This is a genomic window from Trichlorobacter sp. (genome assembly GCF_030247655.1).
Classification (GTDB): Bacteria; Desulfobacterota; Desulfuromonadia; order Geobacterales; family Pseudopelobacteraceae; genus Trichlorobacter.
The window spans coordinates 19,242-28,968 of sequence record NZ_JAOTRZ010000017.1 but is presented as its reverse complement, the minus strand read 5'-3'; the positions used below and the strand labels follow the sequence as shown (position 1 = coordinate 28,968).

The 9,727-nt window shown below is 52.1% G+C and carries 17 protein-coding genes; 14 read left to right on the top strand and 3 right to left on the bottom strand.

All coding sequences use genetic code 11. The features are described from left to right. The 8 genes from OEL57_RS02870 to OEL57_RS02835 form a co-directional block, all read left to right on the top strand. A partial coding sequence (locus tag OEL57_RS02870; protein WP_300736764.1) for a hypothetical protein occupies nucleotides 1-334 on the top strand: 334 nt, incomplete at its 5' end. Nucleotides 335-447: 113 nt separating this feature from the next. Then, the gene (locus OEL57_RS02865; protein WP_300736761.1) at nucleotides 448-675 is read left to right on the top strand and encodes a helix-turn-helix transcriptional regulator; all 228 of its coding nucleotides are present in this window, start codon (nucleotides 448-450) and stop codon (nucleotides 673-675) included. Then, complete coding sequence (locus OEL57_RS02860; protein ID WP_300736757.1) at nucleotides 668-1,510, top strand: toprim domain-containing protein; 843 nt, start codon at nucleotides 668-670, stop codon at nucleotides 1,508-1,510. The genes OEL57_RS02865 and OEL57_RS02860 overlap by 8 nt, the downstream gene beginning before the upstream one ends. Beyond that, a complete protein-coding gene (locus tag OEL57_RS02855) occupies nucleotides 1,500-2,048 on the top strand; it encodes a DUF927 domain-containing protein (RefSeq protein ID WP_300736754.1) in 549 nt (182 codons plus the stop codon). The genes OEL57_RS02860 and OEL57_RS02855 overlap by 11 nt, the downstream gene beginning before the upstream one ends. Further along, nucleotides 2,045-2,656 (top strand): DUF927 domain-containing protein, encoded by a 612-nt coding sequence (locus OEL57_RS02850; protein WP_300736751.1) that lies wholly within the window; start codon nucleotides 2,045-2,047, stop codon nucleotides 2,654-2,656. The genes OEL57_RS02855 and OEL57_RS02850 overlap by 4 nt, the downstream gene beginning before the upstream one ends. After that, a complete protein-coding gene (locus OEL57_RS02845) occupies nucleotides 2,649-3,383 on the top strand; it encodes a hypothetical protein (protein ID WP_300736748.1) in 735 nt (244 codons plus the stop codon). Before OEL57_RS02850 ends, OEL57_RS02845 begins: the two co-directional genes overlap by 8 nt. A 252-nt stretch (nucleotides 3,384-3,635) precedes the next feature. Further along, nucleotides 3,636-3,794 (top strand): hypothetical protein, encoded by a 159-nt coding sequence (locus OEL57_RS02840; protein ID WP_300736745.1) that lies wholly within the window; start codon nucleotides 3,636-3,638, stop codon nucleotides 3,792-3,794. Then, complete coding sequence (locus OEL57_RS02835) at nucleotides 3,791-4,060, top strand: hypothetical protein (protein ID WP_300736742.1); 270 nt, start codon at nucleotides 3,791-3,793, stop codon at nucleotides 4,058-4,060. Before OEL57_RS02840 ends, OEL57_RS02835 begins: the two co-directional genes overlap by 4 nt. 202 nt (nucleotides 4,061-4,262) lie before the next feature. Here the strand turns inward: OEL57_RS02835 and OEL57_RS02830 are convergent, their stop codons facing one another. Beyond that, nucleotides 4,263-4,436 carry a hypothetical protein gene (locus tag OEL57_RS02830; RefSeq protein WP_300736739.1) on the bottom strand — a complete coding sequence of 58 codons (174 nt, stop codon included), beginning with the start codon at nucleotides 4,434-4,436 and terminating at the stop codon, nucleotides 4,263-4,265. Nucleotides 4,437-4,746: 310 nt separating this feature from the next. Here OEL57_RS02830 and OEL57_RS02825 point away from each other — a divergent pair, with 310 nt between their 5' ends. Then, nucleotides 4,747-5,259, top strand: a complete 513-nt coding sequence (locus OEL57_RS02825; RefSeq protein WP_349255188.1) for a JAB domain-containing protein — start codon at nucleotides 4,747-4,749, stop codon at nucleotides 5,257-5,259. A 1,148-nt stretch (nucleotides 5,260-6,407) separates the two neighbouring features. Then, nucleotides 6,408-7,253 carry a response regulator gene (locus OEL57_RS02820; RefSeq protein ID WP_300736736.1) on the top strand — a complete coding sequence of 282 codons (846 nt, stop codon included), beginning with the start codon at nucleotides 6,408-6,410 and terminating at the stop codon, nucleotides 7,251-7,253. 22 nt (nucleotides 7,254-7,275) lie between these two features. Here the strand turns inward: OEL57_RS02820 and OEL57_RS02815 are convergent, their stop codons facing one another. Together OEL57_RS02815 and OEL57_RS02810 are read right to left on the bottom strand one after the other, a co-directional pair. Then, nucleotides 7,276-7,446 carry a hypothetical protein gene (locus OEL57_RS02815; RefSeq protein ID WP_300736733.1) on the bottom strand — a complete coding sequence of 57 codons (171 nt, stop codon included), beginning with the start codon at nucleotides 7,444-7,446 and terminating at the stop codon, nucleotides 7,276-7,278. Between the two features lie 6 nt (nucleotides 7,447-7,452). Beyond that, nucleotides 7,453-7,752: an MTH1187 family thiamine-binding protein gene (locus tag OEL57_RS02810; protein WP_300736730.1), complete on the bottom strand. Its 300-nt coding sequence runs from the start codon at nucleotides 7,750-7,752 to the stop codon at nucleotides 7,453-7,455. Between the two features lie 104 nt (nucleotides 7,753-7,856). On the opposite strand from OEL57_RS02810, the gene OEL57_RS02805 reads away from it, so the two are divergent. The 4 genes from OEL57_RS02805 to OEL57_RS02790 all read left to right on the top strand — a co-directional run bounded on the left by OEL57_RS02805 (nucleotide 7,857) and on the right by OEL57_RS02790 (nucleotide 9,660). Further along, on the top strand, nucleotides 7,857-8,738 hold the full coding sequence (locus OEL57_RS02805; RefSeq protein ID WP_300736727.1) for a radical SAM protein: 882 nt from the start codon (nucleotides 7,857-7,859) through the stop codon (nucleotides 8,736-8,738). Nucleotides 8,739-8,835: 97 nt separating this feature from the next. After that, nucleotides 8,836-9,090, top strand: coding sequence for a type II toxin-antitoxin system HicA family toxin (locus tag OEL57_RS02800; RefSeq protein WP_300736723.1), 255 nt, complete (start codon nucleotides 8,836-8,838; stop codon nucleotides 9,088-9,090). Next, nucleotides 9,087-9,422 (top strand): type II toxin-antitoxin system HicB family antitoxin, encoded by a 336-nt coding sequence (locus tag OEL57_RS02795; protein WP_300736720.1) that lies wholly within the window; start codon nucleotides 9,087-9,089, stop codon nucleotides 9,420-9,422. The genes OEL57_RS02800 and OEL57_RS02795 overlap by 4 nt, the downstream gene beginning before the upstream one ends. Nucleotides 9,423-9,534: 112 nt before the next feature. Continuing rightward, nucleotides 9,535-9,660: a hypothetical protein gene (locus tag OEL57_RS02790; protein WP_300736716.1), complete on the top strand. Its 126-nt coding sequence runs from the start codon at nucleotides 9,535-9,537 to the stop codon at nucleotides 9,658-9,660. Nucleotides 9,661-9,727 lie beyond the last annotated feature (67 nt).

Genomic DNA, 9,727 nt, shown 5'->3' with positions numbered 1-9,727 from the left:
GTTAGCGGGGCATGATGGACACAATCTACATCTTTATAATCCAAGGGATGTTATTTACCTTGAAGAAGTCTTACGCTTTGAAGCTGAACATAAAATAGGTCAGCGACAGGTTAAGGCAAAACAACGTGATCCAGACAACCCAAAATCTAAAAACACTCTTCTACAGATTATTGCTGTTATGGCTATTAAGGGGTACAAGTACAATCCTAATGACCAGCGCAGTACAGTCCCCGCAACCATAGTTAATTCAGCTCAGAGCATGGGTATAACCCTAGATCAAAAAACGGTCAGAGAGTGGTTACAACAGGCTGCAGAATGTATCCCGCCTGAATAGCAACACTTTGGTAATTACCGATAACTTTCGGTAATTACCGCACCACAATAACAAACCCGTCTAGCCTGTGTTCAACGGTGGCCACCGAATCCACTTGAACGAGGTTAGACAAGATGAAAACCACAACCACCCCGGCGGCAACCGCTGCCACTGTCAACCCCCTGGGGCTGCTACGCCTGCCCCAAGTCCTGCAACTCCTCCCTATTGGCCGTTCTTCCTGGCTGGCTGGTGTCAAAGAGGGTCGCTACCCACAGCCGGTCAAACTGGGACCAGCTACCACCTGCTGGCGTGCCTCTGACATTCTCAGTTTCATTGATTCCCTGGGGGCAAGCCATGAGTGACGACCCCACCGAAGCCCTACAAGCGGTGGCGGCATCTATCGGCAGCGCGCCACCTGACAGCCCGCTACAGATCGACGGACAGCTTCACCGTTGCCATGACCGGCTAAACGACCGACCCGGACAAAAAAACGCCTTTTACGTCATGCACCATAATCCAGACGGTACGGTGGGCGGCATTTTCGGCAGCAACAAGACCGGACAACGTGCCACCTTCTGCACTGGCCTGACCCGTACCTATACCCCAGCAGAACAGGCCGAATATGCACGGCAGCGGGCAGCAGCACAGGCGAAGGCTGAAGCGGAACGCCTTGAAGCTCAAAAGCAGGCAGCGGCCAAAGCTGCCCAGCTATGGGACCGGTCCCGTCCGGCCCGGCCTGCCCACCCGTACCTTGTCCGTAAGGCGGTGCCACCCTACCGCGCCCGGCAGATCGGCCCGGCCCTGGTGTTTGATTACAGGGATCAGCACGGCATCATTACCACTTTGCAATTCATCCAGGAGGACGGCAGCAAGCGTTTTTTGTCCGGTGGCAGGGTGGCTGCCTGTTCCCACCGCTTCGGTCCCAAGGTAAACCGTGTCTTGATCCTGGCTGAAGGCTTTGCAACCGCTGCGACAATCCATGAAGCTACCGGCCACCCGGTGGCGGTCTGTGGTTTTGCTGGCAACCTTCAACCTGTGGCACTGGCAGCCCGTGCCGCTTTCCCTGACGCTGTTTTGGTTGTTGCCGGTGACTCTGACCCGGTAGGCAGACAAAAAGCCATTGAAGCCGCTGAAGCGGTTCGGGGGCGCGTTGTTTTCCCCGACTTCGGGGGGCTGGGGGTGGTGCATGGCTGTTGACTCTGATTTTAACGACCTGGCAGCCAAACCAGACGGCAAGCGGCGGGTGGCTGAACAGATCGGCAGCGTTGCCAGTGCAGGCAAGGCACTTGTTGTCTTTGGCCCGTTTGAGACCAGGGCAGGCGGGGTCTACTGGACACCAGCAGCCAAGAAAGACGATGAGGCGCAAGCGGTCTTTTTCTGTTCCTATATCAAACCCCTGGGCATTGCCAGAACCGCAAAGGGTGAAGATTTCTCAATCCTGTTTGAAATGGTCAACCCGGATCAGCAGAAGGTTGTTTTTCTGCTTCGCAATGCAGACCTGCAAAAAGCCGGTGGAGAGGTGGCCCGGATCGAATTTGCAGCCCGGGGCGGTTTCTTTGGTGTCGGGATCAGGGCGCGGCAATTGTTTGGTGATTTTGTAAGTGCCATTCTTAAGCACAGCCGCAATCTACCCCGCTTCATTCTGGTTGATCGTACTGGCTGGGTTCAAATTGCAGGCCGGTGGCTGTTCATACTGCCTGATAGCACCATAGGCGAGGAGGTAGACAAGAAATGAGCAAGAGCAAGGTTTTGTTAACGCAATCCCTGACCGGTGACATCCCGGCAGGTTATGAAGAATCAGGCACTAAACCGGGCTGGGACCAGCAAATAGGCGGCCTGTGTGTTGGCAACTCGCGTGCTGTCCTTGCCGTATGTGCGGCCCTGGCCCCTCCTCTACTCAAGCTGGTAGGCATGGAGGGTGGTGGTTTTCATTTTGTCGGTCCCAGCTCTTGCGGCAAGACAACCCTGCTACGTGTAGCGGCCTCAGTCAGCGGCAACCCGGCAACCACTATCAAGACCCTTGATGCTACAGCAAGCAGCCTTGAGTCAGCGGCGGCAGTTTGTAACGATGGCCTGTTGATCCTGGATGAACTGGGGCAGGCCGCACCTGATGCACTTGGTGGCCTGGTCTACAAGCTGGCATCCGGTATCGGTAGAGGCCGGGCAGATCAGCGGGGCGAAGCACGGGAGCGTAAGAGCTGGCGCAACCTGTTTTTGACAACCGGCGAGGTGGATATGTCAACCATGCTTAAAACAATCGGCAAGCGGCCTGCTGCGGGTCAAGAGCTGCGTTTGGTAAGCATCCCGGCCATACCAGACAAGGGGGGCAAAAACCATGAATAACGGCATCTATGAAAACCTGCACGGCTTAGCATCCGGCGCGCCCCTGTCTGACCACTTGCGACAGGCTACGTCACAACATCACGGCACGCCCCTGCGGCCATACCTCAAGGTTTTGACCCATGACCTGAACCAAGATAGCGACCTGCTGCGTCAAACGTTTCTAGCGTCAATCAAGTCGTTTGTTGATGAGGTGGCACCCGCTGGAAGTGACGGGCAGGTGGTAAGAGTTGCAGCCCGGTTCGGCCTGCTGGCTGCTGCTGGTGAATATGCCGCCCGTCATGGTGTTTTACCCTGGCCTGAAGGCGAGGCGACTTGGGGGGTCCGTGAGTGCTTCAATGCCTGGCTACAGCGGCGGGGAGGTCATGGCCCGCTTGAGGTCAAGACCCTGCTGGAAACCTTTGAAGGGTGGCTACAGACCAACGGAGAGGCCCGCTTCACTCCTATGGATGGAGAGGTAAAAGGCCCGGCCCGTCCGGTTGTTAATCGGGCAGGGTTCAGGCGTGCCGTGCATGTGGCACTGTCTGAGGATTCCGGTATGGAGTATTTCATATTCCCGGCAGCCTTCAGGGAGGCCATAGGCCCAGCAGAGCCACGCTGGGCAGCCCGTGTGCTGGTTGAGCATGAGTGGCTTGAAGAGGTCAATGGTTCGCCCTGCGTTAATCGTCGTATGCCGGGAATGGGGGCTTGCCGTGTGTATCATGTACCGGCCCGCTTTGAAGTTTTTTAATTATATGTCCCGTTAGCATGTTGCGGACGTTGCGGCGTTGCGCCATGAAAATAAAACAGTAACAACAGCATGTTATCCGCAACAGCTTTCAAAAACCGCCTGCAACGTCAAAAATATGGCGTTGCAGGGCGCAAACGGGAAACGTTGCGGATATATATAAATGATTACAGCATATTAAAAACAGTGCAACGGCGCAACAGGCGCAACACGCACTAAACAACACTTATACAAAAACCGAAAGGAACAACGACCATGAAACCTCAAACCGCTTTAAGATTGGCCCACCTGAAGGGTGCTATTCAGGCAACTGACGCAATGTTAAAGGCTCAGCTTGATCTTGCTGGCAAGCTACAGCAGCAGATTGAAAAACTACAGCAGCAATATGATGAACTTCAGGAGGTGGAACAATGAAAGCCAACTATGTACCAAATACCGCCAAGCGTGGCGGCATGGTCCTTGATGAGCATGAACCTTTTACCGCTCAAGACGACTTTGAGGAGGCGTTTCTGTATCACATGCACGGCATCAGCTCCACCCTTGAAGAATTGCAGGCTGTGGCGGAATGTGAGATTGACAACCCGGTGGTGATCCAACTCCATGTTATTGAAAAGACTATTGCAGACAAACTGGATGCAGTCGTTAATGAACTACGTCTGATGCGTGAAGGGAGGGGGTAGTCATGATCCAAAAATACATTTCACTAGACGACATCAAAAAGCGGAAATGTCCAATGTCCCGTCAACACTGCCTTGCTCCTGGCTGTGCCTTGTGGCGTGGCGGAATGGTCCAGTTAGAGCATATACCTGTCTTTGGCACTGTTCGCACTGAGGCCGGAATCTGTCAGCTTGCAAAGGGGGTGAAGTAATGGCCCGCACGTTCTCATACCAACGCCAACGGCAGCACCATAAACAACCACCCCTGCGGGCTTTCTATCGTACCGCACCACCTGACAAACACCAGCGCGGCCCGTTTGCTGTCATGTCTGAACAGATCCACCAGCGATACCTGCACGCCATAGGCACCACCGGGGACCGGTCCCCAGACGATCAGCATCAATCGGAATAGTAGCACCTGCGGGGCATGGCACAGGCTGTGCCCCGTTTTTATGCTTCAAGCCATACATCCGCCTTGACAATCATTTGAAAGCCGTCCTACTATCGCAACCAAGCGGCTCTCAATCCGCGAGTCAATGGACGGACCCGGCCCGATAGTCGGTATTTTTGCGCCCACGGTTTGAAAGGAGCTGTCGGGTGTGCGGGTAATACAAGACCCCTTGGGGAATATCCGCGCCGTGTCCATTGACGGTTGAGAGCACCCGGCGGCCTCTCAAGCTGCATATCTCAAAACAATGGAGACCTACACCATGCAAAAACTAAAAGTCGTTCGCACTGGATGCGTTGAAGAGCCGGAAGTCCGTTACACCAGCCCCTGTCAAATCTGCGACCGTTTCAGTCGTGAGATGATGGCCCTAGACCGTGAGTGCTTCATTGTCCTTCATTTGGATGGCAAGAACCGTATCGTCGCCCGTGAGCTTGTTTCTGTTGGCAGCCTTCAACAGTCTATTGTCCACCCGCGAGAAGTCTTTAAGGGTGCCGTGCTTAACGGTAGCGCGTCAATAATCTGCTTACACAACCACCCCAGCGGCGACCCTAAGCCGTCTCCTGAAGATCTTATCATTACTAAGCGCCTACAAGAGGCTGGCGAAATCCTGGGAATCAAGGTGCTTGACCACCTCATTATTGGGGATAGATCAGCGTACTCAATCATAAGCAAAGAGTTGATGAAACCAACCACCGCCAAGAAGCAGCAGCCGGTGATTGTGCCCAGGCCACGCCGTAAGGCTGGCAACAGGCCCGCTATGGTGGCAGCATCGTAAAGTATGCCTTTAGACCGTGTTACATAACCGTAAATAAAGTCTGATTAGTAACCTTAGATTTACGCTTTTGACGGGCTACAGCGACGTTAATTTAGAGTGTAGCCTATATTGACGCTTCTGTGGTCAGTTCTGCGTCGCCTGTTCGCCCCTGGCTGATTCTCCGTCCGGCCCCAAGGGTAGCCCCTTTCTCCGTCCAAAGATCAGCCGGGGCCACTTCTGCGTTCAGGATCGGGACCACCCCAACACGGCGTCCAGTCGGTAGCCGGTCCCAACTCTCCGTCCAGTATTTCGAGGGGGTCAACTCAGCGAAGCGCGGACGGCGGGGACCAACTCTCCGTCCATCATTTCGAGGTGGTCACTTCTGCGGTGACAATTCCGGCAGCACCAACACGGCGTCCAGTAATCCAAGGTGGTCAGTTCTGCGTCGCCTGTTCGCCCCTGGCTGATTCTCCGTCCGGCCCCAAGGGTAGCCCCTTTCTCCGTATCCCAAACCCCGCACCCCTTGCACTGTGTAAGCATCCACGGTAGGATTCCCCACGAACTATGGTTTATGACTTATGATGCTGCGTGCTGCCTGCTGTATATCGCGGGTCCTCCCACGGCTTTGTTCTGTGCGGGTAATTTGACCCGCGTTGTCTGACTATGAAACAAATATTTTTCATGACGGAGAAATGGACAGTAGGGAAATGATAGTCGGTTTTTTCTTGTTGGGTATTCACAAAGCTGGCCGGAAGAGTGGAGGGAATACAGTGCCAGTTTTGAGGTAAGCAAAAGCTTTTGGGGGCTTTTTAAGTGGCCTTTTGCAAGAAGCACCATAAACATATTAATGATTTCAATATTGTGTTATTCCGGCCTCTGTACCACAAAGAAATCAAGGTCTTACAGATTTTCTGCAAGGCCTTTTCTTTTTCTCGCAAACCAGTTTGTGTAGTTTTAGTGCCGTTAGCCACAACGACAACACTGCTACCCTTGTCAATATATTCCGAAGATTAATTACTTACGCAAAAACTCACTGGACTTTTGAAATACACACATATATACAATCGAATACTTCTAACCCTACCCCTTTATTAGCAGCAAAATCACTACCAACGCCCATCTTCATCTGTCTCATGTGCGCTTAATTGATATGTTACGGGTATGACACAATGTCACAAAAAAAATTGTTGGGTGAAATATTGGTTAACAAAGGCATCCTTTCACCGGTAACGGTTGAACGAATGATTGCATTGGCGAATCGTGAGCAAAAACGCTTTGGCTGGTTTCTGGAGGACAAGGGACTTATTACGGGAAATGAACTGTCGGCGGCACTGGCAGAGCAGTTTAATATGAAGCATTTAACCAATATTGAACAATACAGCTACCCTAAGCAGCTGCTTGCATTGATTACGCCTGAGACGGCACTTGAGTTCAACCTGTTTCCGCTGCGACAGGAAGGCACCAACCTTTTGATGGCTGTGACCGACCCCACTGACATGAAAATGGCAAATAATATTGCCCAAAATCAGGGGAAGACGGCTGTCCCGGTGGTTGTTTCCCGTGAGGCTTTTTTTGCTGCCTTTTGCAAACACTATCTAGGTCGACAGATCCAAAGACCTAAAGGCGAGACGGTCCTGATTGCAGACGACGACAAGCTGACACGGGAGATCCTAAAGGAGATCCTTGAGCGTAACGGCTTTCGAGTACTGCTGGCTGCCGATGGTATGGAGGCGTACAAAGAGATCGTTGCCAGCCGCCCTCAGGTTGTGCTGACAGACAAAGAAATGCCTAATTTTGATGGGTTCCAGTTAATCAAACTGGTCAGGGCCATCCATGACCTCAAGTCAATACCGGTTATACTGATCAGTGACAAAACAACTGATGAAGATGAAGCCAGGCTTTTTGATCTGGGATTCTTTGATTTTATGAGCAAACCGATCAAGGCGGTCACCTTGATATCAAGGGTTAAAAGGGCTATGACCGTATCCGGTGCATCAGCAGAGCCCACTGTCTAGCCCCGCACAATAAGCTGACATATCACTTTTTGCTACAGATCTCGCACTGGCTGGTATCAACCACCTCCAGTTCTGCTCCACACACAGCGCAGGCATTCAACCATTCAGGGTGTCCGGCAGCAACCGCCCGGGCCTGGGCCTCAAGACGTTTCACCTCTGCCTCCATCTCATCGTTATACTGACATTCAAACATGGCCTGTTACCCCAGCTTTGCTTTCACGCTGTTAATCTTATCTTCCATGGTCTGCTCACGATCAGTACGGGTCCCCATCTTGATGGTGGTGGTGATACGCGGTGCTCCCATTTCATGCACCACCTCATGACAACGCTTGATTGCCGTAAAAACGTCATCCCACTCCCCTTCAATATTGGTGCCGTAGGAATGCAGTGCCGTCTTCAGGCCAGCCTCGGCCAGAACTTTTTCGCAGGCAACAATATAGCTGGAAACAGATACGCCGACTCCCATCGGTACCACACAGAGATCAACCAGAACCTTCATACTCCCCCCAGACAGGTAAAATTGTTTGCCAATTGCTACTCATTGATTACTATCAGATCAGATCAAGCTATTGAACAAAAAATATCTACACACAGGATTCTGTCATGCCCCGTTACGTTGAACCGGTATTCCGCCCACCAAGTGAAGCCCGCAGCCTGATCTTTCAGATCACCGTGGGCTGTTCACAGAATCAATGCAAGTTCTGCGGCATGTATAAGGGAAAACAGTTTCACGTTCGACCTGCAGATGAGATGCTGGCTGAAATCAGCGGGATACCGGCGGCCTACCGCCCACGGATTGAGCGGGTTTTTCTGGCTGATGGCGATGCCCTGGTCTACCCCTTTGACGGATTGATCACCATTCTGGATGCGCTTGCCGCCACCTTCCCCCATCTGACACGGATCGGTTCCTATGCCTCGCCCAACAGCCTGATTACCAAGACGCCGGAGCAGTTGCTGGTACTGCGGGAAAAGAAGTTGCGGATGCTGTATTTCGGGTTAGAGTCAGGGGATGACAAAACCCTACAACAGATTAACAAAGGTTTTGACAGCAACCGGATGGCTGAACTGGCGTTGATGGCACGCCAGGCCGGTATGAAGCTCTCAGTTACGGCGATCCTCGGACTGGCCGGGCGAACCCGCAGCCTGGAACATGCCCGGGCAACCGCTGCCTGGGTTAACCGGGTTAATCCTGAGTTTTTCTCATTGCTGACCCTGTTTCACCGCCATAACGAGCCATTTGTCCGCTCACTTGAACAATGCACCCACCGGGAACTGATGCAAGAAGCACGGGAACTGCTCTGTCATCTGGCCCCTCAGCGCACGATCATGCGCTCCAATCACGTCTCCAATTTTCTGAACCTGGCCGGCAGCTACCCCAAAGACCGTGAACGGTTGATTTCTGACCTGGATCAGGCCATGCATCGGGCTGAACAGCTACCGGGCTTTATGGACCAGGTACCGGCCTACGAAGAAGAGTATTATTGAGTAGGGTGTCAACCGAACTGCATCACATTCGCAATAATCGCACATAGTACGGCAATAACTTCTTTAAAATGATATCACAACATGTTATCATTTTACTATGAATAGCAAACACCGAAAAACGCTTGAGGCCATATTCAATAATCCTGTAAACGGAAATATAGAATGGTCAAGGATAGAAGCGTTGCTCGTTGCCGTAGGTTGTACAGTGGTTGAAGGATCAGGTTCTTCCGTCACTTTTGAAAAACAGGGAAAACGTGCATATTTTCACCGCCCCAATCCACAAAAGGAATCGTTACGGTACAGAGTGACAGACACTCGACATTTTCTCGAAGCAATCGGAGTAAAGCCATGAACACCATAAAATACAAAGGATATGCCGCCCGCATTGAGTTTGACGCCGACGACCGGATTTTTGTCGGACATCTGGCAGGGATACGCGACATTGTGGGATTTCACGGGTCATCCGTTGAAGAACTTGAAAATGCCTTCCATGAAGCGGTTGATGATTATCTTGCCGCGTGTGCCAAGTTAGGACAAAAACCTCACGCTCCCGCGTCCGGAAAAGTCTTGTTGCGTATTCCTCCCGAAGTCCACTCCGCTGCAATCATGGCCGCCGAGAGCGAAGGCAAAAGCCTTAACCAATGGGCGACTCACGTTTTAGAGGAAGCCGTACACTATTGTTAAGCCTGGAAAATTGTAGGATTGTTTATGGTTAGGAGCCCGATGGGCGCTGGTAATAGAGTTCTTTGCAGAGACAGAAAAGGCGGCCACTTGGCCGTCTTTTGAATTTTGTGTGATGTTCCCGGAATTCCGTCCCGGCAGCTACCCCAAAGACCGTGAACGGTTAATTGCTGATCTTGACCGGGCCATGCATCGGGCAGAACAGCTACCCGACTTTATGGACCAGGTACCAACGTACTAAGAAGAGTATTATTAGGTAATTTCTGCCAATTTCCTTGAAAAAACATTCAATTTCATATATTTTTACG